Origin of the sequence: Tahibacter amnicola, assembly GCF_025398735.1 — a bacterium.
Taxonomy (GTDB): domain Bacteria; phylum Pseudomonadota; class Gammaproteobacteria; order Xanthomonadales; family Rhodanobacteraceae; genus Tahibacter; species Tahibacter amnicola.
This window is the reverse complement of record NZ_CP104694.1, coordinates 4643615-4666578: the sequence shown is the minus strand read 5'-3', so window position 1 is coordinate 4666578 and position 22964 is coordinate 4643615. Positions and strand designations below refer to the sequence as shown.

Annotated in this window: 19 protein-coding genes and 1 pseudogene; 7 read left to right on the top strand and 13 right to left on the bottom strand. The window is 64.5% G+C overall.

Translation table 11 applies throughout. From position 1 onward, the window contains the following. Positions 1–79: 79 nt before the first annotated feature. From N4264_RS18250 to N4264_RS18220, 7 genes and pseudogenes are all read right to left on the bottom strand, one after another. Positions 80–1312 carry a TraB/GumN family protein gene (locus N4264_RS18250; RefSeq protein ID WP_261693663.1) on the bottom strand — a complete coding sequence of 411 codons (1233 nt, stop codon included), beginning with the start codon at positions 1310–1312 and terminating at the stop codon, positions 80–82. 6 nt (positions 1313–1318) lie between these two features. Then, entirely contained in the window at positions 1319–2206 is an 888-nt protein-coding gene (locus tag N4264_RS18245; RefSeq protein WP_261693662.1) for a carbon-nitrogen hydrolase, read from the bottom strand. After that, a pseudogene (locus N4264_RS18240) lies at positions 2203–3241 on the bottom strand (agmatine deiminase family protein). Before N4264_RS18240 ends, N4264_RS18245 begins: the two are co-directional and overlap by 4 nt. Positions 3242–3407: 166 nt before the next feature. After that, a complete protein-coding gene (locus N4264_RS18235; protein WP_261693661.1) occupies positions 3408–3737 on the bottom strand; it encodes a hypothetical protein in 330 nt (109 codons plus the stop codon). Positions 3738–4029: 292 nt separating this feature from the next. After that, positions 4030–4155: a type B 50S ribosomal protein L36 gene (gene ykgO, locus N4264_RS18230; protein WP_008215056.1), complete on the bottom strand. Its 126-nt coding sequence runs from the start codon at positions 4153–4155 to the stop codon at positions 4030–4032. An 82-nt stretch (positions 4156–4237) separates the two neighbouring features. Continuing rightward, positions 4238–4870, bottom strand: coding sequence for a TetR/AcrR family transcriptional regulator (locus N4264_RS18225; RefSeq protein ID WP_261693660.1), 633 nt, complete (start codon positions 4868–4870; stop codon positions 4238–4240). Between the two features lie 34 nt (positions 4871–4904). Continuing rightward, positions 4905–5162: an acyl-CoA-binding protein gene (locus N4264_RS18220; protein ID WP_261693659.1), complete on the bottom strand. Its 258-nt coding sequence runs from the start codon at positions 5160–5162 to the stop codon at positions 4905–4907. 101 nt (positions 5163–5263) lie between these two features. Between N4264_RS18220 and N4264_RS18215 the strand changes: the two genes are divergently transcribed. Genes N4264_RS18215 through N4264_RS18205 form a run of 3 tightly spaced genes read left to right on the top strand, consistent with a single transcriptional unit; the run spans position 5264 to position 8330 of the window. Further along, positions 5264–7363, top strand: coding sequence for an SDR family oxidoreductase (locus N4264_RS18215; protein WP_261693658.1), 2100 nt, complete (start codon positions 5264–5266; stop codon positions 7361–7363). Positions 7364–7387: 24 nt separating this feature from the next. Next, positions 7388–7687, top strand: a complete 300-nt coding sequence (locus N4264_RS18210) for a GNAT family N-acetyltransferase (protein WP_261693657.1) — start codon at positions 7388–7390, stop codon at positions 7685–7687. Positions 7688–7727: 40 nt separating this feature from the next. Then, positions 7728–8330 carry a YdeI/OmpD-associated family protein gene (locus N4264_RS18205; protein WP_261693656.1) on the top strand — a complete coding sequence of 201 codons (603 nt, stop codon included), beginning with the start codon at positions 7728–7730 and terminating at the stop codon, positions 8328–8330. A gap of 51 nt (positions 8331–8381) precedes the next feature. Here N4264_RS18205 and N4264_RS18200 read toward each other — a convergent pair whose 3' ends face one another. Then, a complete protein-coding gene (locus N4264_RS18200; RefSeq protein WP_261693655.1) occupies positions 8382–10166 on the bottom strand; it encodes a M14 family metallopeptidase in 1785 nt (594 codons plus the stop codon). A 149-nt stretch (positions 10167–10315) separates the two neighbouring features. Here N4264_RS18200 and N4264_RS18195 point away from each other — a divergent pair, with 149 nt between their 5' ends. Next, entirely contained in the window at positions 10316–11491 is a 1176-nt protein-coding gene (locus tag N4264_RS18195) for a BaiN/RdsA family NAD(P)/FAD-dependent oxidoreductase (protein WP_261693654.1), read from the top strand. 38 nt (positions 11492–11529) lie between these two features. Here N4264_RS18195 and N4264_RS18190 read toward each other — a convergent pair whose 3' ends face one another. Next, complete coding sequence (locus tag N4264_RS18190; protein WP_261693653.1) at positions 11530–12963, bottom strand: aldehyde dehydrogenase family protein; 1434 nt, start codon at positions 12961–12963, stop codon at positions 11530–11532. Between the two features lie 68 nt (positions 12964–13031). Continuing rightward, the gene (gene xseA / locus N4264_RS18185; RefSeq protein WP_261693652.1) at positions 13032–14393 is read right to left on the bottom strand and encodes an exodeoxyribonuclease VII large subunit; all 1362 of its coding nucleotides are present in this window, start codon (positions 14391–14393) and stop codon (positions 13032–13034) included. Between the two features lie 228 nt (positions 14394–14621). Here xseA and N4264_RS18180 point away from each other — a divergent pair, with 228 nt between their 5' ends. From N4264_RS18180 to N4264_RS18170, 3 genes are all read left to right on the top strand, one after another. After that, positions 14622–16991, top strand: a complete 2370-nt coding sequence (locus tag N4264_RS18180; RefSeq protein ID WP_261693651.1) for a response regulator — start codon at positions 14622–14624, stop codon at positions 16989–16991. Positions 16992–17058: 67 nt separating this feature from the next. Then, positions 17059–18135, top strand: a complete 1077-nt coding sequence (locus N4264_RS18175; RefSeq protein WP_261692907.1) for an IS5 family transposase — start codon at positions 17059–17061, stop codon at positions 18133–18135. A 183-nt stretch (positions 18136–18318) separates the two neighbouring features. Further along, positions 18319–19389, top strand: coding sequence for an IS630 family transposase (locus N4264_RS18170; RefSeq protein ID WP_261692906.1), 1071 nt, complete (start codon positions 18319–18321; stop codon positions 19387–19389). Positions 19390–19478: 89 nt separating this feature from the next. On the opposite strand, the gene N4264_RS18165 is transcribed toward N4264_RS18170, so the two are convergent. The 3 genes from N4264_RS18165 to N4264_RS18155 form a co-directional block, all read right to left on the bottom strand. Continuing rightward, positions 19479–20534, bottom strand: coding sequence for a zinc-binding dehydrogenase (locus N4264_RS18165; protein WP_261693650.1), 1056 nt, complete (start codon positions 20532–20534; stop codon positions 19479–19481). Next, positions 20531–21997, bottom strand: a complete 1467-nt coding sequence (locus N4264_RS18160) for a phospholipase D-like domain-containing protein (protein ID WP_261693649.1) — start codon at positions 21995–21997, stop codon at positions 20531–20533. Before N4264_RS18160 ends, N4264_RS18165 begins: the two co-directional genes overlap by 4 nt. Before the next feature lie 332 nt (positions 21998–22329). Beyond that, on the bottom strand, positions 22330–22836 hold the full coding sequence (locus N4264_RS18155) for a phasin family protein (protein ID WP_261693648.1): 507 nt from the start codon (positions 22834–22836) through the stop codon (positions 22330–22332). Positions 22837–22964: the final 128 nt, after the last annotated feature.

Sequence of the window (22964 nt, the reverse complement as noted above, 5' to 3'; positions counted from 1 at the left end):
TGGTAGTCGCAGGTTTCGAAGTGGACGCGGGACCCCCGGTTCCGGTGGGAAAACCGACGGATCGCGGTCACTTCGGGTGTCAGGCGAGACTCTTGAATATTTTGAATCCTGCCAGGTAGACGCCGACCATGCTTCCCAGGTTGGTCAGCAGGAACACCAGCAGGGTGCGGGAGATACGGTTCTTCCACCAGCCAGTCCATTCGCTCACGTCGTGGCGCAGTGTGTCGAAGTCGGCGACGCGCGGCTTGCGCAGGAAAATCTCCACGCCGGCGCTGGCTGCACCCGGCGGGATGCCGGGGCGGAACGGTTTGAGCGGCGCAGCCACGAATGCCGCCAGCACCGAAAGCGGATGCCCGCCGCCGGCCATCGCGCCCAGGCCTGCCAGGCCTCCGGTGAACAGTACCCAGTCGCGCAGTGCATCGACGCCCAGACTGGCATCGCGGCTGAAGGCATAGGCGATGGCCGCGAAGATGGCGACAAAGATCCCCGCTGCCAGCCACTTGGGCCAGCGCGAGCCCGGCGGAACCGCATCAAGTGACGTACGTAACTCCGCTGGCGCCGCCGTCTGCGACTGCAGTTCCTTCTCAAGGCCAGCCAGGTGGCCCGCGCCGACCACCGCCAGCACGCGGCGTTTCGGCGTCCGGGTATTTTCGTCGCGCAGGCTGGCCGCCATGTAGCTGTCGCGTTCGGCGATCAGGCTGCGGTAGAGCGGTTCGGATTCGCGCGCGAATTCGCTGAACGCGCTTTCGAGCATGTCACCGCGCTTGAGCTTTTCGATCTCCTGCTCGCCGATCTCCTCGGTGGAGAAGACGCTGGCACCCAGGCCGCTGATGATACCCATGCGGTCCCAGAATCCGACGCTGCGGTAGGCGCGTTTGAGCGTCACGCCGATGTCGCGATCGATCAGCCAGACCGGAATGTTACGGGCTTCAGCGCGATCCACCGCCGCCTTCAGTTCCGCACCCGGCTCGATGCCGTACTGCTCTGCCAGCCGGCGCTGGAACGCCGACAGGGCCAGGTTGGCAGCGACCAGCCCGGCCTTGCCCTGCCGGATAACCTGGAACAAATCCATTTTGCGCAAAAGGTCCGGGTCGCGCAGGGACGCGTGCCGATTGGCGTCCAGTTCCACCGCGACCGCGTCGAACGGCTCGCGTTCGATCAGGGCCTCGACGGCGGCGACGCTGGCGCGCGAGACGTGCGCCGTGCCGAGCAGGGTGAACTCGGTATCACCCAGCGTCAGCCGCCGGATCGGCTGGCCGAGCAAAGGATCGGGAGGCCCGAAATCTTCGGGATGGGGATCTTCGGTGGTCATGGCAGGTCAGTCGCGGAAGCGACGCAGCAGGTCGTCGTAGGCGTCGATGCGACGGTCGCGCAGGAAGGGCCAGATGCGGCGGACGTGTTCGCTGCGCTTCATGTCGATATCCACCAGCAGCAGTTCGCGCTGGTCCGTGGAAGCCTGGCCCAGGAATTCACCCTGGGCGCCCGCCACGAAACTGGTTCCCCAGAATTGCAGCCCATTGCCGCGGTCGGGCGAGGCCTCGAAGCCGGTGCGATTGCAGGACAGCAGGGGCAGGCCGTTGGCCACAGCGTGGCCGCGCTGCACCGTGACCCAGGCTTCGCGCTGGCGGGCTTTTTCGGCGTCGGTGTCGGCGGGATCCCAGCCGATCGCGGTGGGGTAGAGCAGCAGTTCGGCGCCGGCCAGCGCCATCAGGCGCGCGGCTTCCGGATACCATTGGTCCCAGCACACCAGCACGCCCAGCTTGCCGACCGACGTGGCAATCGGTTCGAAGCCCAGGTCGCCGGGGGTGAAATAGAATTTCTCGTAGAACGCCGGATCGTCCGGAATGTGCATTTTCCGATAGCGCCCGGCGATCGCGCGGGAACGATCGAACACGACGGCCGTGTTGTGATACAGCCCGGCCGCGCGGCGCTCGAACAGCGAAGCGACAACGACCAGCTTCAGTTCCTCGGCCAGGGCGCCGATGCGATCGGTGCTCGGGCCGGGAATGGTTTCGGCGCGGTCAAATTCATCCACGCATTCGTGCTGGCAGAAGTACGGGCCGTTGTGCAGCTCCTGCAGCAGGACCAGGCGCGCACCGGCGGCTGCGGCTTCGCGCAGTCCGGCCTCGATGGCGTCGAGATTGGCGTCGCGGCTGCCGCGTTCGACCTCCTGCAGAAGGGCCACACGCAAGGTGTCGGCACTCATGCGAATACTCCTTTAGGTAGTTGCATCGTCACGCAATGCAGGCTGCCGTTCTGCCAGATCAGCGAGCGGCACGGCACCTGGACGATGGTGCGGTCCGGGTAGGCCTGGGCAATCACGGCTGCAGCGCGGTCGTCCGCTGCATCGCCATAGGCCGGAATGAGAACGGCGCCGTTGACGATCAGGTAGTTGGCATAGGAGGCCGCCAGCCGGCGTCCTTCATCGAGGATGGGCTGCGCCCAGGGCAGGGGAAACAGCCGGTAGGGGCGGTCGTCGACGGTACGCAGTGCGGCCAGTTCGGCCGCCATGGCGGCGAGTTCCGGGTGATGCGGATCGGCCGCGTCGTCGCAGGCCTGGTAGACGATGGCGTCGTTGGGCGCGAAGCGCGCCAGGGTATCGATGTGGGCGTCGGTATCGTCGCCTTCCAGGTAGCCGTGATCCAGCCACAGGATCCGTTGCGCGGCCAGGCCGTCGCGCAGGATGGCGTCCATCGACTCGCGACTCTGCTCCGGGTGGCGCTGGGTGAGGCATTTCCAGGTCGTCAGTACCGTGCCGACGCCGTCCGATTCGATACCCCCCTTCCAGCGCCCAGTCAATCCGGCGGTGTTCGATGTGGTTGCCGGTGAACAGCTTCGCCAGGAGCCCTTCGACCAGGCGATCGTCCCGGCTGGCTTCGAATTTGCCGCCCCAGCCGGTGAAACGGAAATCCATCAGCCGGAATCGCTCGGCGTTGGTCAGGGTGATCGGGCCGGAGTCGCGCAACCAGGTATCGTCGTATTCCAGTTCGACGAAGGTGATGCGGGGCAGATCCGCACCAGCCTCGCCCAGCAGGCGCGTCGCGTGGTTCTTCAAGGCCGTGTCGGCGACGCAGACGATGGCGCGCTCGAAGCGGGCGATGGCCTGCACCAGGGCGACATAGGTCGCTTCAACCTCGGTCAGGCGGTCGGCCCAGTCGGTATCGGCGTGAGGCCACGCCACGATGACGGCAGCCTGCGGCTCCCATTCGGCGGGCAGGCGGAACACGGAAGAAGACGTCACAACGACAGATCCCTCTCGGCAAACTCACTGTGCAGTGCCGGCGACGGACGCCAAGCGCCGCGCAAGCGGAATCGCGCAGCATAGCTGACCGGGAGGGATACACCAAGCCCTTGTGCGACAAGGGCTTGCGCGCCGCGACCGGGTTGGCGGCCGCGGCAGGAATAGCTCAGCGACGGGTCGCTGGGCCCTGTTCGGTGGGGCTGGCTTTCTTCATGACGGTATCGATGACCTTGTCGCGTTCGAAATAGACGATGTAGCCGTCATATTCCCAGCGGTTGATCACCGGATGCTTGGCGGAATCGCCGCCGCGCGGGTCCAGCTTGGCCTTGGGGGCGCCGAAACGGCTCTCGACCTGGGCCATGGACAAGCCGCGGCCCGGCATGGCGCCGTGCTCTTCCTTGGCGCGCTGCATCAGGAGGGTATCTGCCTGAGCGGGTGCCAGGGCGGCGACGGTCAGGCCGAAGGCTGCGAAAACGGACAGAAAACGGTGCGACATGGCGTTCTCCTTGGCCAACAGGGGGCCGAACACGGCAATGCGTGTTGTAACAGAAGGTTAGCGCCGGATCCATGAACCGTCACACGCTTGCGGGCAGATTTTTCGAGGCACTGAGCTTCTGGTATGCAGAACGAGGGGCGTCGGGTGCCGGTGCTGCCAGGGCGGGGCGAAGCGGGACCCGGTTCACGCCGACTCACGGCCGTTCGAGTCCTGGGAAAGTGCGCGCCCGGACCATGCGCAAATAAAAAGGCCGCCCGGAGGCGGCCTTTCGTGAATCCGGATGTCGGATCGCTCAGCGCTGACGCGCCTTGAAGCGCGGATTGCTCTTGCAGATCACGAACACCTTGCCGCGGCGACGCACGACCTTGCAGTCGCGGTGACGCTGTTTCGCGGACTTCAACGAACTCAGCACTTTCATGGGATAGCTCCTCGAAACAGCTTGCGCATACAAAGACGCGCGAGTATAGGCCAAGCCGCGCGGTATTGCAAAAGGTGGGGTGTCAGCGCCGGTAAGCCTGGGCCAGCGTATTGAGGTGGACGCGCTCGGCGTCGCGTAGGAAGGGCGCAATCAGCAGCATCACCTGGTAGATGCCCTGGGTCAGGTCTTCCTGGTTCGGATCGGCGCGCGAGTTGCGTACGGCATTGAAGTTGAGCCAGAACGTCGTCAGGAGCAGCACGTTTTCCGCGCTGGCGCGGATTTCATCCTGCGTCGCGCGCATGATGCCCGCCTGCGCCAACCCTTTGAGCACTTCGGAGGCACTCACGGCAGCGCGGTTGAGCATGCGCCCGAAGTGCAGCTTCAGCTTGCGGTTGCGCGAGAGGATGTCGACCAGGTCCCGATAGAGGAAGCGGTAGTCCCACATGCATTCGAACACCATGTGGAGCTGCAGCCAGATGTCTTCGAGATTGGGCAGGCGTTCCTCGGGCACCTTGAGCGCCTGATCCATGCGCGCTTCGTAGGCCGCGAACAACTGCTCGACGATGTCGTCCTTGTTGCGGAAGTGGTAGTACAGATTGCCCGGGCTGATTTCCAGCTCGTCGGCAATATGGTTGGTAGTGACATTGGGCTCGCCCTGGGAGTTGAACATCACCAGGGCGACTTCGAGGATGCGTTCGCGTGTACGGCGGGCCATCAGCGTACTCCGCGCGGGTTTACGGAGGATTGCATCAACCGCCGAGCTTCTTGACGAGATCGATGTACTTCTGCTGCGCCTCTTCGGGCTTGGTGCCCTTGAGCTTGGCCCATGCTTCGTATTTCGCAGTGCCGACAAAATCGAAAAATCCCGGTTTGGGCCCGGAGACGTCGCCGGCAGAACCTTGCTTGTAGAGGGCGTAGAGCTTGAGCAGTGTGTCGTTGTCAGGGCGTTCGGGCAGGTCAAGCGCCTTTTTGGCCGCTTCTTCGAATTTGAGATTCAGATCGGACATGGCGTGCTCTCGGTCATCGGAAGACGCGTCTTCGCGCGTTGTGAATGCGAGCTTTTATCATGCACATACAATAGGGTCAACGCGATCAATCAGACGTTTGAATGGCGCTTGGAATGCCCCCGCGGGCAGGTCTATCTTATGCGCTCACGTCCACGGCACTGCGCCGTCGGGCCACGCCACGTTTGCTGGCACGATCTTGCAAGGGGATGCGAATGACTTACTTCGTCACCGGCGCAACCGGCTTCATCGGGCGTCACCTCGTCGCCAACCTGCTCAAGCGGAAGGGCACCATCTACTGCCTGGTCCGCAAGGGGTCGATGGAGAAATTCGAGCAGCTCAAGGAAGACCTGGGCGCCGATGACAAGCGCCTGGTCGCCGTGACGGGCGACCTGGCCAAGGCGAAGCTGGGCGTCTCGCCGGCGATGCAGAAGACACTGGAAGGCAAGGTCCAGCACTTTTTCCATCTTGCCGCTTTGTATGACCTCTCCGCCGATGCCGAAAGCCAGCAGGTGGCCAATATCGATGGCACGCGCAATGCCATTGGCCTGGCGGAGCTGATTCGCGCCGGATGCTTCCATCACACCAGTTCGATCGCGGCGGCCGGCCTCTATCCCGGGGTGTTTCGCGAAGACATGTTCGACGAGGCCGAAGACCTCGATGACCCCTACTTCCGCACCAAGCACGACTCGGAAGGGATCGTGCGGCGCGAATGCAAGCGTCCCTGGCGCATCTATCGGCCCGGCATCGTCATTGGCAACTCGCAGACCGGCGAGATGGACAAGATCGACGGTCCCTACTATTTCTTCCGCCTGATCAAGAAGCTGCGCCAGACCTTGCCGCCGTGGATGCCAACCGTCGGCCTGGAGGGCGGTCGCGCCAACCTGGTGCCGGTCGACTGGGTCGCCGCGGTGATGGACCACATTGCCCACAAGGCCGGCCTGGACGGCCATTGCTTCCACCTCACCGACCCGGCGCCGCGCCGCATCGGCGAGGTACTCAATATCTTTGCCCGCGCCGGCCACGCGCCGCAGATGACCATGCGCCTGGATGCGCGCATGTTTGCCTTCATCCCCCAGAGTATCCGGGGCGCGCTGGGCAGCCTGCCGCCGATCAAGCGGTTCACCCAGATGGTGCTGCGCGACTTCGGTATCCCGCGGGCCATCCTCAAGTTCATCAACTACCCCACGCGCTTTGACAGTCGCGAGACCGAACGCGCGCTCAAGGGCTCCAAGATCAAGCTGCCGAAGCTGGAAGACTACGCCTGGCGGATCTGGGACTACTGGGAGCGCCATCTCGATCCGGACCTCTTCGTCGACCGCTCCCTGAGCGGAAAGGTGAAGAACAAGGTCGTCGTGGTCACCGGCGGCTCGTCGGGCATCGGCAAGGCGGTGGCCCAGAAGGTGGCCAGCGCCGGCGCGATCGTGGTGATCTGCGCCCGCGGTGAAGAGGAATTGGCCGCGACCCGGAAAGAGATCGAGGAAGCTGGCGGTATCTGCCACACCTATGTCGTCGACCTGTCGGACCTGGCTTCCTGCGACGCCTTCACCCAGCGGGTGATCGAGGAACACGGCTCGGTCGACATCCTGGTCAACAACGCCGGGCGCTCGATCCGCCGATCCATCGCGCTCAGCTACGACCGCTTCCACGATTTCGAACGCACCATGCAGCTCAATTACTTCGGTGCGCTGCGTCTGATCATGGGCTTCCTGCCGACGATGTCCGAGCGGCACAAGGGCCACATCATAAATATCTCGTCGATTGGCGTGCTGACCAACGCGCCCCGCTTTTCGGCCTACGTCGCTTCCAAGGCGGCACTCGACGCGTTCTCGCGCTGCGCGCAGGCCGAGTATTCGGACCTGGGCATCAACTTCACCACCATCAACATGCCGCTGGTGAAGACGCCGATGATCGCGCCCACCAAGATGTACGACCACGTGCCGACGCTGACGCCGGAAGAGGCCGCCGACCTCGTCGTCCAGGCCATCATCGAACGTCCGGTGCGCATCGCCACGCGGCTGGGGCTGTTTGCCTCGATCCTCTATGCCTTGGCGCCGCGCGCCTACGAGATCATCATGAACAGCGCGTTCCGGTTGTTCCCGGACTCTGCCGCGGCCAAGGGCATGGCTGGCCGGCCCGAGCTAGAACAGCCGACCAATGAGCAGATCGCCGTGGCCGCCCTGATGCGGGGCGTCCACTGGTAGCCTGGCACTGGCGAAGGAGGCACCATGGATGATTCCGCCACGGCGTTGACGATCCAACACGATCGCCTTAACGGAATGTTTGTCGCGCAGGTCCAGGGGCATCACTGCCACCTGGACTACCGGTTGAACGGCGACTCGATGGTGATCACCCATACCGGGGTTCCCTCGGAAGTTGGCGGACGCGGCATTGCCGCCGCGCTGACCGCGGAGGCCGTGGCGGTGGCCGCGAGGGAGGGCTGGGTGATCGTGCCGGCCTGTTCCTATGTCGCCGCCTGGCTTCGGCGCCATCCGGCAGAAGCGGCGCGGGTCGGCGTCCGTCGCTAGAAGCCGGAGCGAAGGCTGGCATTCAAACGGTGAGGACAGCATGGGGCAGCGTGATCCGCGTATCGATGCGTATATCGCCAAATCCGCCGCGTTCGCGCAGCCGGTGCTTTCACATCTGCGGGAGGTGGTTCATGCCACCTGCCCCGAGGTCTTTGAAACCCTGAAATGGAGCATGCCGTACTTCGAGTACAAGGGCATGCTCTGTGGGATGGCGGCCTTCAAGCAGCACTGCAGCTTCGGGTTCTGGCTGGATGAAAAGGTCGTCACCACGCCCAGCGAGACCAAGGCAATGGGGCAGTTCGGGCGCCTGGCCGATCTTTCGGACCTGCCTTCGGACAAGGTCCTCGCGACGCTGATCCGGCGGGCGATGAAACTCAACGACAATGGCGTGAAGCGTTCCGCCGTCACCAAGGAAAGGCCGGCCAAGGCGCCACTGGAGGTTCCCCCGGAACTGGCCAGGGCCCTGGCGGAAAATGCCCGTGCCCGGGCCACGTTCGACGGCTTCAGTCCCAGCCATCGTCGCGAGTACATCGAATGGCTGGTCGAGGCCAAGACGGACGCCACACGCGACAAGCGCCTTGCGCAGACTCTGGAATGGCTGGCCGAGGGCAAGTCACGCCATTGGAAGTACGCCAGGTGCTGATGCGTAGTGGAGCCTGATGGCGGCGGGCCCGGAGAACGCGCCCGCTGCCTGCTACTTGTTGGCGTCGACGGCTGCTGGAACGACGTCGGTACGATAGACCGGATACAGGTTGAGCTGGTCGTCCCAGGACGTGTGCCGCTGAGCGAAAAAGCTGAGCCGTGCGAACCGGTCCTTTGCAAATTCAGGGTCTTCCAGCTTGCGATTGAATTCGGCGGCGAGCGCGGCATCTTTCTTGAGCATGTCGCGGGCAATCGCCTCGGCGACGTACTCCTCCATGTATTCCTTCTGCTCGAAGTTGCCGTTGAACCAGCCCCAGGCCGCGAGCGAGTCACCGGCGACTGGTTCAAGCAGGTGCACCGCGATCCGCGACTTCGCCTGCGACAACGGCACGAACAGCGCGCCCGCGGCGATATCGCGTGACTCCGCTTTCCACGCGCCTTCGAGCGTGGCGCGGTGATGGCTCTCGTTCGGCTCGCTGCTGAACTTCACCCTGTTCGCCCGGAATACTGATACCGGGGCTTTTGTCTGTGCCGTGTCGATGACCTGGAATTGCACCCCGTGCGCCGCCAGTTTTTCTCCGACCAGACGCGCATGGGCAGGTGGCACGATGTACCCGGCCTTCGGGGCGGTGACGACGGTGCCCGGCACGACCTCGTCGCGCAACGGAATCTTCCAGATCTGCGGCTTGGTTTCGTCGTAGCGCGTCATCAGCACGCCACTGATCTCCGATGGGGTGCGCGTATAGGCATAGCCGCGGAAATCGATCGTGCGGGTTTTGTCCGTTGCGTGGTAATCGAGCGGCACCTCGCTGCCACCGAGCGCCGCTGCCCGCTGGTCGGCGCCAGCCTGCAACTGACGCCAGCTGGCGCCGCGTTCGGCGGTCAGGTGAATCAGGTTCAGGACGGTATTGCGGGTCGTGCGCACGCGCTCGGGATAGGTACGCCAGGAATGCGTTTCCACCAGCAGGCCGAAGCGGTTGCGCAGCGGCATATATCCGGTGGAGAAGCGCGGCGGCGCAACCGTATCGGCAAAACCCGAGGCGGGGTCGTCATTGACGACGAAAGAGGGGTAGAACGTCAGCGGAAGCGAGCCCTGCTTGGCCAGCGCCGCGGCGGTGTCGTCACGCAGCGCGCGGCCAGCAGCGCGCAGCGTCGCGTCGCCGGAGTGGACCGGTTCGACCTGGATGGAGATGTCGTGCTCGAACTGGGCACCGTCGGTGACGTGAAGGTCGACGTAGAGCACCGGATCCCAGTGGCCCATCAGCCCCAGCATGGCGTGCATCTCGGGCGTTTCCGCTTTGAGATAGTCGCGGTTGAGATTGAAGTTCTGCGCCGTGGTACGCCAGCCCATTTCTTCCGGGCCGCGCTGGTTCATGCGGTTCCAGCGGCCAAAGCGCTCGTGACCGTCCACGTTGAACACGGGTATGAACACCAGCACCAGCTTCTCCAGTGCCGGATCGGGTTTCCTGGCCGTGAGCAATTCGCGCAACAGCTGGAAACCTGCGTCCTTGCCGTCGATTTCGCCGGCATGAATGCCGCCCTGCACCAGCAGCACAGGCAGGCCCTTCTCGCGAGCCGCTTCGGGCGTCATCGCGCCACTGCGGCTGACGACGAGATACTGCATCGGCCGGCCTTCCGGCGTCTTGCCGAAGGCATCGCAGCGGACGTGCTCGGGAAAGGTCTTGGCGAACCGTTCGCACAGGGCGATCACTTCGTCGTAGCGGCCGGTGCGCTGGAACCCGGATTGTTCCGCCACTGTGCGCAGGGGATCGGTGGCGGCCGCGATGCCCGGAAGGGACAGCGCGATCAGGGAGGCTAGGCACGCAACACGCATCATGGGAACACCATTCCGGTACGGGCGAAACCACAATGGTAGTCCGCGGCGGCGCATCTGCCCACGGACTTCGACCATGGTCGGGCGAGCCATCCGCTACACTGCCGCCCCGGCGAGGCCGGTCGAACGCACAGAACGGGCGGGTGCAGTGGATGGAATGGGATGTCGTGATCATCGGCGGCGGTGCCGCCGGCTTGATGTGCGCGCGGGTTGCGGGCCTGCGCGGCCGGCGCGTCCTGGTGGTCGAGCACGCCAACCGCTGCGGGAAGAAGATATTGATGTCCGGCGGTGGGCGCTGCAATTTCACCAATACCGGCACCACCCCTGGAAACTTCCTTTCGGCCAATCCCCATTTCTGCAAGTCGGCGCTGGCGCGGTTCACGCCCACGCATTTCATCGGCCTGGTCGAGCAGCATCGGATCGGCTACCACGAGAAGGAGCTTGGCCAGCTTTTCTGCGATGACTCGTCCAAACGCATCGTCGCAATGCTGCTGCAGGAATGCGCCGATGCCGGCGTCACCGTCGAAACCAGTTGCAGCGTGGAAAGGATCACCCAGGAGCAGGGCCACTTCCGCGTTGCCACCACCCGTGGCACCCATGCGGCCGCTTCGCTGGTGGTCGCGACCGGTGGCTTGTCTATTCCCAGCATGGGCGCCACCGGCTTCGGCTACGAAATCGCGCGCCAGTTCGGACACACGGTGCTTGCCACGCGCGCCGGGCTGGTGCCGCTGACGCTCAGTGGCAAGCACCTGGATCACTACCAGGACCTGAGCGGACTGTCGCTGCCGGTGGAAGTGCACTGCGACGGTGCGCGTTTTCGCAACCAGCTGCTGTTCACGCACCGTGGCATCAGCGGTCCCGGCATTCTGCAGATCTCGTCCTACTGGCAGCCCGGCAAAGACCTTTCGATCGACCTGTTGCCCGCGGAAGACGCCGCTGAATTCCTTGCCGGCCGCCAGGCGCGGCAACCGGCCAGCGAGCTGCGCACCGTACTGGGTGACGCACTGCCCAAGCGGCTCGCGCAACGCCTGTGCGACGTCTGGCTTGGGAGCAAGCCGATGCGCCAGTACCGGCCGGCCGAGTTACGCCAGATCGGTGCCCAGCTCAATGCCTGGCCGATGGTTCCCAGTGGCACCGAAGGCTATCGCACGGCGGAGGTGACGCTCGGCGGCGTCGATACGAACGAGGTGTCATCCTCGACGATGGAATCACGTCGTGTGCGCGGCTTGTACTTCATCGGCGAAGTGCTCGACGTCACCGGCCACCTGGGCGGCTACAACTTCCAGTGGGCCTGGGCGTCCGGCCACGCGGCCGGCAACGTCGTCTAGCGGCGGCCGGTCGTGCCGAGGTGGCCGGAGCGATATCGTCAGGCGTCCCGCATCACCAGCAGGCGTGTCTCTGTCATGTCCTCGATCGCGTAACGGATGCCCTCGCGGCCCAGGCCCGAATCCTTTACGCCTCCATAGGGCATGTTGTCGACGCGGAAGCTGGGGACATCGCCGATGACGACGCCGCCGACATCCAGTATGTCCCAGGCACGCATGGCCTTGCGGATATCGTAGGTGAACACGCCGGCCTGCAGGCCGAAGGTGGAATCGTTGACCGTGCGCAGGGCTTCTTCGAAATCCCCATAACGTTGCAGCAGGGCCACGGGGCCGAACGCCTCCAGACACGAGATCTTCTGCGTGGCGTCGACCGCCTCCAGCAGCGTGGCTTCGAGCATGACGCCGTCGCGTCGACCACCGCAGAGCACCTTCGCGCCGGAATGGATCGCTTCCTGGATCCAGCCTTCCAGCCGCTCGGCTTCGCGGCGGTCGATCATCGGGCCAATGAACGTCTCTTCGGCCTTGGGGTCGCCCATCACCAGTGCGCGGGTCCGGGCTGCCAGGCGTTCGCGCAGCGCATCGTAAAGCGTGTCGTGGACGAGGATGCGCTGCACGCTGATGCAGCTTTGTCCCGATTGGTAGAAGGCGCCGAATACCAGCCGTTCAACGACGAAATCCAGGCGGTCGGCCTGGTCCGCATCGACGATGCAGGCGGCATTCCCGCCCAGCTCCAGCACGACTTTTTTCTTGCCGGCGCGGGCCTTGAGATCCCAGCCCACTTCGGGCGAACCGGTGAAGGAGAGCAATTTCAGGCGCGCGTCGGTGGTGAACAGATCGGCGCCGTCGCGGTGTGCCGGCAGGATTGAGAACGCGCCGGCGGGCAGGTCCGTCTCGGCCAGTACCTCGCCAATGATCAGTGCGCCGATCGGCGTGCGGCTGGCGGGCTTGAGCACGAACGGACAGCCGGCGGCGATGGCCGGCGCCACCTTGTGCGCGGCGAGATTGAGCGGGAAGTTGAACGGGGAGATAAAGGAGCAGGGGCCGATCGGCACGCGCCGCGTGAAGCCGCGGTAGCCCCTGGCCCGCGCCGAGATTTCCAGATTCAGGACCTCGCCCTGGATGCGCACAGACTCCTCGGCAGCGACGCGGAAGGTGTCGATCAGGCGCGTGACCTCGCCGCGTGCGTCGCGAATGGGCTTGCCGGCCTCGATGCACAGGGCCATCGCCAGCTCGTCGCTGCGTTCGCGGAAACGTTTCACGCAATGTTCCAGCACGGCCTGGCGTTGCCATGGCGCAAACTGGCGGAGGGACTCCTGGGCATTCACGGCCGCGGTGATTCCGGCGTCAATCGCAGCGGCATCGGCCTGGGCGACCCGCGTGGCGACTTCGCCGGTGAACTTGTCGGTGACGGCCAGATCGGTGTTGGCGGCGACGGGGCGGCTGGCGAGGTAGTACGGGTAGGAGGGCTTGAGCACGCGATTCTCCGTTCCTTGGCCGAGGCAGGCACGGCCTGCGGGGAACGGAGTTTGTAGCAAAGTGGATACTAGGGCGCCAGCCCGTCCACCCGCAGCGTGACCGCACCGTCGTGCAGGCGCGCTGTCACTGTCGGTGCCGCGCGCACATCCCCGACGCTGCGCAAGACGTGGCCGTCTGCGCCGTCGAGCAGGATGGCATAGCCGCGTCCGAGTGTCGCGAGCGGACTGACCGCATGCAGGGTGCGCCCCAGCTCGGTCAGTCGAGCGCGTTGGCGCACCAGTTGTGTTTCCAGCGTGCGCCGCATCAGCTCGAATCCGTCGCGCGCGCGCGTCGAGTCGCGCGCCAGGCGCAGCTGGGGATGCTGGCGACCCAGGCGCGTCGACAATGCAGCCAGCTCACGTGCCAGGTGATGCCGCTGCTGGACCAGCGCGTGATCCATGCGGCGGCGCAGGCCATCGAGCCGGCTTCGACCCAGCGCCAGGCGCGCCTGAGGGCTGCGCGTCTCCAGTCGCGAGAACAGCCGGTCGATCCGCTGCGCCAGGTCCTGGCGCAGTCGCAGCAACGCCTTGCCCAGGCGTTCGAAGCGTTCCCGCAGCGAGCGGCTGATCTCCTGGATGTCCGGCACCAGCAGCTCGGCAGCGGCCGAGGGCGTTGGTGCGCGCAGGTCGGCGACGAAATCGGCAATCGTGAAATCCACTTCGTGCCCGATCGCGGACACCACCGGAATGCGGCACTGGCTGATGGCGCGTGCCACCATTTCGTCGTTGAAGGCCCACAGATCTTCGATCGAACCGCCGCCGCGCGTCACCAGCACGACATCGTGGATGGCCCGCCGACTGAGGGCTGCAAGGGCTGCCACGATGGCCGGCGGCGCTTCCTTGCCTTGCACGGGAACCGGAATGATATCGACCTGTGCCAGCGGATAGCGCCGGCCGAGCACGCTCAGCACGTCGCGAACCGCCGCGCCGGATGGCGAGGTGACCACCGCGATGTGGCGCACCACGTCCGGCAGGCGGCGTTTGCGCGCCGTGTCGAACAGTCCTTCGGCAGCCAGGAGTGCCTTCAGCCGTTCGAACTCGCGCTGCAGGGCGCCTTCGCCGGCTTCTTCCAGGCTCTCGACGATCAGCTGGAATTCGCCGCGGGCCTCATACAGGCTTACGCGGGCCCGGGCGACCACATGCAGGCCGTCGACGGGGCGAAATTTCAGCCAGGTGCTCTTGGGCTTGAACATCGCGCAGCGAACCTGCGCGCCACTGTCCTTCAGGCTGAAATACAGATGACCCGATGACGGCCGCGACAGATTGGAGATTTCGCCTTCCAGCCAGACCAGGCCGAAACCGCGTTCGAGCAGGTCGCGGGCACGGCGGGTGAGCAGCGACGGCGTCAGGACGTCCCGCTCGGCGACGTAGTCGAGGCGATCTTCGGTCATTGCTGGCGGGCGGAACCGGCGTCCGGCGGACGGGCCACGCAGTGTAGGGGCGCGTCCGCACCCCCACAATGGTTCCGCGGCGCCGCGGGCGGCCGAAAATTGACGCGCCGACACGATCCGGCTGGTCAGGCGCCCATGCGGTAACGGTATAGTGGGACGCACGGTGTTCATGGCGGTGGCGGAATGGCCCAGACGAAAGAAGCCGAAGCCGAAGGAACCAATCGGCGCATGAGCGCGCCAGAACGCGCCCTGCGCCAGCGCCTCGACACATTTGTCGGCGAATGGCGCACGCACCTGGGGCAATCCTGGGACAGCGGTCGAGCCGGCTTGCTCCATGAAGAGCTCGAACGCATATCCGAGGAAGCCGAAAATCTCGGCGTTGCCGATATCGCGGATCCGGCCCTCGAACTGACGGTCTTCCTGTGCTCCTTTGCAGCCACCGGTGCAACGCCGAGCGCGGCGCAACGCCAGGCGATGGCGACGATGATCGACCAGCTCGCACCGCCGCCGGCCAAGGAGGTGGCGCGGCCGGTCAAGCGTGCGCCCGTGGCCGACATCCGCGGCACGGCGTTCTACCTGTGTCCGCCGGGACGTGAGATTGAGGGCTTGCCGCCCTACCTGGGCTCCCAGCGGTATGTGGTGCGCCCCTTCAGTGCGCCTGAGGCCATGGTGTCGGCCTTTGCCGAGGCCACGCCCGACTTGCTGCTGGTCGAAGACAGCTACGTACCGCAGCTGCACAACGTGCTCGAAGCGCTCGCCCGCACCCGCGAGGCGCATCGTGAACCGCCTGTCTGCATCGTGCTGGCCGAAGCGGCGGATGCGGCGCGGATGCTGTTCGCCCAGCGCGCCGGTGCCGATGCGGTCGTCTCCAGCCGCGACCCGGTGGCAATTTTCGCGCGCATGGAGGAAGCGCTGGAGCAGCGACGCAACCTGGGATATCGCGTGCTGGTGGTCGAGGACGACCCGGCCCAGGCCAAATTCTGCGAATCGATCCTGCGCCACCGGGGCATCTCCACCAAGGTCTGCCCGGACGTCGCCAGCGTGATTCCCACCCTGCGCACCTTCAATGCCGACCTGGTGCTGCTGGATTTCTACCTGCCTGACGGCAACGGTATTGAAGTGGCGCAAAGCATCCGCCAGGAGCCGGGATTCGCCTTCCTGCCGATCGTGTTCCTGTCCGGCGAGCAGGACCTGGATCGCCGATTCGATGCCATTTCCATGGGCGGAGACGATTTCATCCTCAAGCCGGTGAAGCCGCGCCACCTGCTGATGAGCGTGGACAGTCGCGTCCGCCGCGCGCGTGCGCTGGCCACATCCACCGGCTCCAACCGCGGCGAGCGTCGCGGCATCCTGAGTGGCCGCGAAGTTTTCGTGCAGGAATTGCAGAACCTGATCGACAAGGCCGGCGAATCGTGTTCGGCGCTGGTGTATATCGGCGTCGACGATATCGAGGCCCTGCGCGAACGGATCAGTTTTGTGGATGTATCCACCTTGTCGCAGCAGCTGGCCGCGGCGCTGGCTTCCGACCTGCCGTTCGCCCGTCCACTGTGCGCCTACGGCGAATTTGCTTTTCTGGCCATTGCACAGAAGGAAGACGAACTGGCGATGCGCGATGCGCTGACCGCTGCGCGCGAGCGGCTGGTCGCGCGAACGTGGCTGTCTTCCGACGATCCACTCAACCTGACCTTTACGCTGACCGCGCAACGCATCACCACGATCTCGCGGGTGGAACAGATGATCCGCCGCCTGCGCCAGAGCACGCTGACCGCTCAGGCATCGGGCGGCAACTGCGTATTGCTGGAACTGCGCGACACCACGGTTGCCAGCGAAGATCCCCGCGTCCGTCTGGTCCGCGCGATCCTGCGAACGCCGGCCGATACGGCGACGACAGTGCTCGAATACCAGCCGCTCGTCCCGTTGACCGGCAACCTGACCGAGCAGTACATCGCCCGCATGCGGCTCAAGCCGCCGCGCACGTCGCAGGCCATTCTCATCGACGCGGATGAATACCTGCCGCTGGCGCGGTCGCAGGGGCTGCTCACGCAGGCGGATCGGCGTCAGGTCCGTCTGGCCTTGCGTTCCATCCAGGCAGCGGCGGCCGGCAAGCCGGATCTTCGTGTGTTCCTCCGCCTTTCGTCCGAAGCGCTGACCGATTCCTCCTTCGCGCCCTGGCTGGCGACGGAATTGCGCTCGCAGAATCTGCAGCCCGGCGTCGTGGCATTGGAATTCAGCGTCCTGGACCTGCTCGATAGCGCACCGTCCGACAACGCCATCGAGACCTTGCAGCGGGTCGGTTCGCGTCTGTGCCTGCGCATGGACGACGACTCGGAGCGTGCGCAGCGCTGGTTGTCACACACGTCGTTCGGGTTGCTTCAGTTCAACCGTCCAGCGCCGGTGGCCAAGGGGTCGCCCTGGTCCGGACTTGCCAACAACTTCGCGCGCTCCAAGTCCATGGGGAAGATCATCATCGCCAGCGGCGTTGACGACGTGCAGGATATCGGCGAAGTGCTCAAGCTCGGCGCCCACTACGCCAGCGGCGCCGTATTGTGCGACTGGCTGGTGGATTTCCACTTCGACTTCGCCCAGGCGGTGCTCTAGCAGGCTGTTGAGAAAGCCCCATTCAGTGCAAAATGCAGCATTCCGCCATTGACTGAAGCCACTCAGCATGCGAACACCGGACGTTCAGCAACTCGGATTGTTCTCCTACGTATCGGTCGAGGCACGCGTTCCGCCGGATCATCCCATTCGTCAGTTGCGGGAATTGGTTGACGGAATCTTGGCAAATATGGACGAACTATTCGAGTCGCGTTATGCCAGGATCGGGCGGCCGTCCATTCCGCCGGAACGGTTGCTTCGTGCATCGCTGTTGCAGGTCGTGTACAGCGTACGCAGCGAGCGACTGCTGATGGAACAGCTGGACTACAACCTTCTGTTTCGCTGGTTTGTTGGCCTGAATATCGACGATCGAGTATGGGACCATTCCACCTTCTCGTTCAATCGAGATCGGTTGTTCGATGAAGAGATCGCCCAACGATTTTTCGATCACACCGTGTTGGTGGCGCAGCTCAAACAGCTGGTGAGTAACGAGCACTTTTCGGTGGACGGAACACTGTTGGAGGCTTGGGCCTCTCACAAAAGCTTTCGCCCGAAGGACGGCGACGGTAGCGATGACAGCGGAAACTTTCACGGTCAAAAGCGCAGTAACGAAACACACGAATCTACGACGGATCCCGACGCACGCTTGATGCGCAAAGGTGCTGGCAAGGAAGCCAAGCTGTGCTACCAAGCCAGCACATTGATGGAGAACCGGAACGGTCTGCTGGTGGGAGTTGATGTACGCCATGCGACTGGGACATCCGAGCGAGAAAGCGGCCTGTTGCTGGTCGACGAAATGCTCCTGGGCGCCGGATGCACATTGGGTGCAGACAAAGCCTATGACACTCATGCTTTCGTAGCCGCGTTGAAGGAGCGTGGTATCAAGCCTCACGTTGCCCAGAACAATAGCCACCGTCGAAGTGCAGTTGACGGACGCACCGCATCAAGCAAGGGATACGCGATCAGCCAGCGGGTTCGAAAGAAGATCGAGCAAGGATTTGGTTGGGTCAAGACCATCGGTGAACTTCGAAAGCTGACTCGCGTGGGACTTCCGGCTGTACGCGCATGGGTTACTTGGACATTCGCCGCCTACAACTTGATCCGCATCGGCGGCATCCAAGGATGGTGGAATCCTTCGCCGACGTAGCTCGCAAGTCCCACACTATCGATCAGCTACTGCACCACGAACGAACACTTGGCCAGCTTGATCTGGGCGGAAATTGGGTTTTCTCAACGGCCTGCTAGTGTGGTGTTCCGTTAATAGATTGAATTAATTGGCCAAAGGAGTAATCTCTCGTAGTCCCCGACGGAGACTGCGAAGATGGCGCGCATGGGTCGACCGATCAGCAAGCTCGAGATCTCTGCCGATGAGCGGCGCGAATTGCTGGCGCAGCTGGCAGTACGCAAAGCGCCCGAAGACGAAAAGCTTCGGATTCGAATCGTGCTGGCGTGCGCAGATGGGCTTGGTGGGGAAGCGATTGCGAAGAAGTACGCTGTCTCGGAGCAGACGGTATCGAAGTGGCGCCGTCGCTACGCGGCGTATCGTTTTGCCGGGCTTACCGATGCCCCGCGTCCTGGTCGTCCGCGTTCGGTCGACGATGAGTGCGTGCAGGCAGTGATCGAACGCACCCGCAAAGCCAAACCCACGAAAGCCACGCATTGGAGCGTGCGTTCGATGAGCCAGGCCAGCGGCGTATCGGCGACTTCCGTGCATCGGATCTGGCGTGCGTTCGGCTTGAAGCCACATCTGACCAAGACCTTCAAGCTGTCGACCGATCCGCACTTCGTGGCCAAGGTGCGTGACATTGTGGGTTTGTATCTGGCGCCACCTGACCGGGCTTTGGTGCTGTGTGTGGATGAGAAGAGCCAGATTCAGGCGCTCAACCGCACGCAGCCTGGCCTGCCGATGACTTTCGGCAAGCCGGCAACGCATACGCATGACTACCAGCGCCACGGCACCACTTCGCTCTTCGCTGCCCTGGATGTGGCTACCGGCAAGGTGATTGGCCGCCTCAAGCGCCGCCATCGCAGTGCCGAGTTTCTCGAGTTCCTCAATGCCATCGACCGCGATGCGCCGAAAGGTCTCGACATCCATCTCATCCTCGACAACTACGGCACGCACAAGACCGAGGCGGTGCGTAGCTGGTTCGCTCAGCGTCCGCGCTACCACCTGCACTTCACCCCGACATCGGCTTCATGGCTCAACCTCGTGGAGCGCTTCTTCTCCACGTTGACCACGCGCTGGCTCAAGCGTGGCGCACACGTGAGCGTCGCCGACCTCGAACGATCCATTCGCGAATACCTGCACCAACACAACCAAGATCCAAAGCCTTTCACTTGGCGACGCACTGCCGACCAGATCATCGCGAGTGTCGGTCGGCTGGGGCGCGCAATTAGTTAAGCGTATTAATGGAACACCACACTAGCGGCCAGTAGCACTCGAACTGGCAGTGACTGGCCAGCAGGGCCTGTCGAGACCTGTTGCAGGCCCTAGGCCTGTGCGTCGCCGCGCGGCGTTTCACACACCAGTACGAGCTTGCCGACGGTCGAACCGGATTCGATGGCGCGCTGCGCCGACGCGGCGGCGCCCAGCGGAAAGGTGGAGACGGGCGGAGCAATCAGCTCGCCATTCTCAAAGCGCGCCAGCAGCCACTCCATGCCGGTGCGCAGGCGCTCGCTCTGCTGGGTGAGGAAACTGAGATTCGCCGCGACAACGCTGCGGTTGTCCTGCGTCATCTTCAGGGGATTGAAGCGCGGGGTGCGCAGCCAGTCCCAGGCCAGGCGCAGCCAGTTGATGCGGCCATTGCGCGGCAGCATCGAGGCAAAGCCGTAGATGGCCAGCTTGCCGGCGGGTGCCAGATGTCCGTAGCTCGCCCGCAGTGTGCTCACGCCGTTGGCGTCAAAGACTGCCTGGTACCCCTCCGGTGCAAATGCCCGGGCGCGTTGCCACAGGTTTTCCATGGACTTGTCGATGACGGCGTCACAACCGGCACCAATGGCGGCAGCGCGCTTGTGGGTGTTGCCCACGACGCCGACGACGCGGCAGCCGGCCGCATTACCCAGCTGTGCGAGCGCGCTGCCCACGCCACCGGCTGCCGAGTGAACGAGCCAGGTGTCGCCGCGGCGCGGATGGATCAGTTCATGGACCAGGAACCAGGCTGTCAGGAACACGGCGGGCAGCGCGGCGCCGTGGACGAAATCCATGTGCGTGGGCAGGCGAAAGACGCGATCGGTGTTGACGCAGAGGCGGTCGGTGTAGCCGCCGAACAGGGTCAGCGCGATCACGCGATCACCTAATGCGTAATCGTGCACATCCGGGCCGACGCCGGCGATGGTGCCGGCCACTTCAAAGCCCGGTGTGATGGGGTAGCCGTGCAGCCGCTTGGCTGATTCGTACAGACCCATGCGGATAATGCCGTCGGCGTAGTTGACACCGGCTGCGCTCACCGCGATCAGGACCTCACCCGGACCGGGCACCGGGTCGGGTTTCTCGACCAGTTTCAGTGCGTCGTAGCCCCCGGGGCGGTCAATGACGATACATCTCATGATTTGGGGGCGACGGTCGGCGGCGCCGGCGTGGCGGCGGAAGCCGGCAATTGTGTCGCACGTCGCGTCATGAGGAAACGCGCAAAAAGGCTCAGCCCGATCAACCCGAACGTCGCTGCGAGCGGCCAGGCCACCACGCGCGGCCAGAGAATGGCAATCATGGAAAAGGCAAATAGCACCAGGCTGGCCCAGGGCAGGGCGCCAGCCTCGGCGCGCCCGAGCACCCGCTGGTTGCCCAGCGCGGCGCCGACGCTGTGGGCCAGGCGCATCACGCTTGCGGCGGCGCGTCCGGAGCCACTGTCGTGCCCGCGCGCCCTGCGCCGCCGCTGTCGTTTGGCCTGCCGCGCCGGCTTGAGGACGATTTCCGTTGACTGCTCCAGGTCGCGCACGAATTGCTCTTCCATCTTCTGCGCGAAGGCGCGGTCTTCGATCGCCAGGTCAATCTCGCAGTTGCCCATCCAGCTGGCGATGTTGAGGTTGCTCGACCCCACCCGCGCCCAGAGCGAATCGGCGACGGCTGTCTTGGCGTGCATCATCGAGCCATTCCACTCGAAAACGCGGATGCCCGCCTCGAGCAGCGGGCGATACCCGGCCCGCGACAATCGCGCAACGACGGGGATGTCACTGGCGCCGGGAACCAGCAGGCGCACGTCGACGCCGTCGCGTGCCGCGGCCGCCAGGGCCGCCACGTAAGGCGGCAGCCCCACGAAGTACGCGTCCGAAATCCACAGGCGCCGCCGCGCCATGGCGGCGATGAGCTGATCGAGACGAAACAGGCCGGCAGTGCTGGGCACCGTGGCGATCACCCGCACGTCCATGTCGCCCGCGACGTCCGGCACCGGCTCCAGCAAGTGACCGGGCACGGGCGGGTTGTCCTTGGCCCAAAGATCGGCAAAAGCGGCCGAGAGCTCGGCAACTGCGGGCCCTCGTACGGAAACTCCCGTATCGCGCCAGGGCGGCGTATCGGAGCTGGCGTCTCCCAGCCACTTGGCAGAGACGCAGACGCCGGAGATGAAGCCGAGGGTGTTGTCGATCACCAGCAGCTTGCGATGGTCGCGGCTGATCCAGCCGACCGGGCTGCTCAATCGCGGTGCGTTGAAGGTGCGCACGCATCCGCCGGCCTCAACCAGCGGTGCCCAGTAGCGGGTGCTGTCCTGGCCCAGACAGCCCAGCCAGTCGCGCATCACGAAGACCGCGACGCCGGCCGCGGCGCGCCGGGCCAGCGCATCGCGCAGGCGGCGGCCGACCGGATCGTCCCGAATGATGTAATTTTCCAGGAAGATACTGCGGCGCGCGGACGCAATCGCGGCGAGCCAGGCTTCGAAATGATCTTCCGCGTCGATCAGCAGCTCGACCTGGTTGCCGCCGATCAAGGGCGCGCCGGCGGCTCGGCTGAATGCCTGCTCGGCCATGCGCCGCAGGGGCGTGGCAGGGGGCGTTGATGGCGTTGGCGAGGACGTCATGTCGCCAGTGTAGCGGTCATGCCTGAATCGTGGCCACGACCTGCGGCTTCGACAGATTCTTCACCAGGAATGGTGCCGAGTCCGGTGTCATCGCCGCGCGTCGGCGCGATTGCGGACACTTGTCGTAAAAAAGCCCGTCAACCAGAGCCGGGGGGAGGGTTCCCGGCGTCGTTGGTGGTTGACGGGCCTGAAATCGCGCCGGCAGCCCAGTGTAGGTGGCTCGCCTGACGTACAAAAATAAGATTTGTTTCTTAAGGAAACTCTGGACAAGTGCAGAGTTCCTGTGCATTCCGCACGCCGGAGGGCATCTGCGGAATGCGCAGTGCGTGTGCTTAATTCACTTCGGCGCCCGGGGCCCGCGCCCGCGCGCTGTTGGAAGCTTTGCGTGTCGCCTTCTTCGCCGGCGCCGGGCTGGAGCCGCGGCTGTTGAGCTTGCGGATCTCGCGCGAGAGTTCTTCGACGCGGGCAGACAGCTCGGCCAATTCGCGACGACCGGGAACACCCAGGCGACCCAGCGCCCGCGACACGCGATCTTCGAAGACCTTTTCCAGCTTGTCCCAGGTTTCCTGGGTGCGTTCCTTGACCTGGCTGACGCCCGATTCAACCGCGCCGCGCACTTCGTCGGCCTTGCCGACGGCAATCTTGCGCGTTTTCTTCTCCAGGTTGAGGCCTTCCTTGACCAGGTTCTCGAACAGGCGGGAACCTTCTTCCTGTGCCTTGGCGAAAGCACCCAGGCCGGCCAGCCAGATCTGCTGGGCCGATTCCATGATGGATTTACCGAGGTTGTCCGCGGGCTGGGGGGCCGGCTTGGCCTTCGACTTGAGTTTCGGCTTGCTCATACGACGCTCCTCGTGGAAAGGGTCAGGGCGCACGAAAACAACCCCGGATCGACGGCAGTCTCCGGGCCGTGCCTAGAATAATCACACTATGACGCATTGCGGAGGTGCCGGTGCGGGTGACGACACGC

Bases quoted from the DNA above. Each gene is read 5' to 3' on its own strand.
- N4264_RS18250 (WP_261693663.1), bottom strand. From the start codon at position 1,312: ATGACCACCGAAGATCCCCATCCCGAAGATTTCGGGCCTCCCGATCCT.
- N4264_RS18245 (WP_261693662.1), bottom strand. From the start codon at position 2,206: ATGAGTGCCGACACCTTGCGTGTGGCCCTTCTGCAGGAGGTCGAACGC.
- N4264_RS18235 (WP_261693661.1), bottom strand. From the start codon at position 3,737: ATGTCGCACCGTTTTCTGTCCGTTTTCGCAGCCTTCGGCCTGACCGTC.
- ykgO (WP_008215056.1), bottom strand. From the start codon at position 4,155: ATGAAAGTGCTGAGTTCGTTGAAGTCCGCGAAACAGCGTCACCGCGAC.
- N4264_RS18225 (WP_261693660.1), bottom strand. From the start codon at position 4,870: ATGGCCCGCCGTACACGCGAACGCATCCTCGAAGTCGCCCTGGTGATG.
- N4264_RS18220 (WP_261693659.1), bottom strand. From the start codon at position 5,162: ATGTCCGATCTGAATCTCAAATTCGAAGAAGCGGCCAAAAAGGCGCTT.
- N4264_RS18215 (WP_261693658.1), top strand. From the start codon at position 5,264: ATGGCGCTTGGAATGCCCCCGCGGGCAGGTCTATCTTATGCGCTCACG.
- N4264_RS18210 (WP_261693657.1), top strand. From the start codon at position 7,388: ATGGATGATTCCGCCACGGCGTTGACGATCCAACACGATCGCCTTAAC.
- N4264_RS18205 (WP_261693656.1), top strand. From the start codon at position 7,728: ATGGGGCAGCGTGATCCGCGTATCGATGCGTATATCGCCAAATCCGCC.
- N4264_RS18200 (WP_261693655.1), bottom strand. From the start codon at position 10,166: ATGATGCGTGTTGCGTGCCTAGCCTCCCTGATCGCGCTGTCCCTTCCG.
- N4264_RS18195 (WP_261693654.1), top strand. From the start codon at position 10,316: ATGGAATGGGATGTCGTGATCATCGGCGGCGGTGCCGCCGGCTTGATG.
- xseA (WP_261693652.1), bottom strand. From the start codon at position 14,393: ATGACCGAAGATCGCCTCGACTACGTCGCCGAGCGGGACGTCCTGACG.
- N4264_RS18180 (WP_261693651.1), top strand. From the start codon at position 14,622: ATGAGCGCGCCAGAACGCGCCCTGCGCCAGCGCCTCGACACATTTGTC.
- N4264_RS18175 (WP_261692907.1), top strand. From the start codon at position 17,059: ATGCGAACACCGGACGTTCAGCAACTCGGATTGTTCTCCTACGTATCG.
- N4264_RS18170 (WP_261692906.1), top strand. From the start codon at position 18,319: ATGGGTCGACCGATCAGCAAGCTCGAGATCTCTGCCGATGAGCGGCGC.
- N4264_RS18165 (WP_261693650.1), bottom strand. From the start codon at position 20,534: ATGAGATGTATCGTCATTGACCGCCCCGGGGGCTACGACGCACTGAAA.
- N4264_RS18160 (WP_261693649.1), bottom strand. From the start codon at position 21,997: ATGACGTCCTCGCCAACGCCATCAACGCCCCCTGCCACGCCCCTGCGG.
- N4264_RS18155 (WP_261693648.1), bottom strand. From the start codon at position 22,836: ATGAGCAAGCCGAAACTCAAGTCGAAGGCCAAGCCGGCCCCCCAGCCC.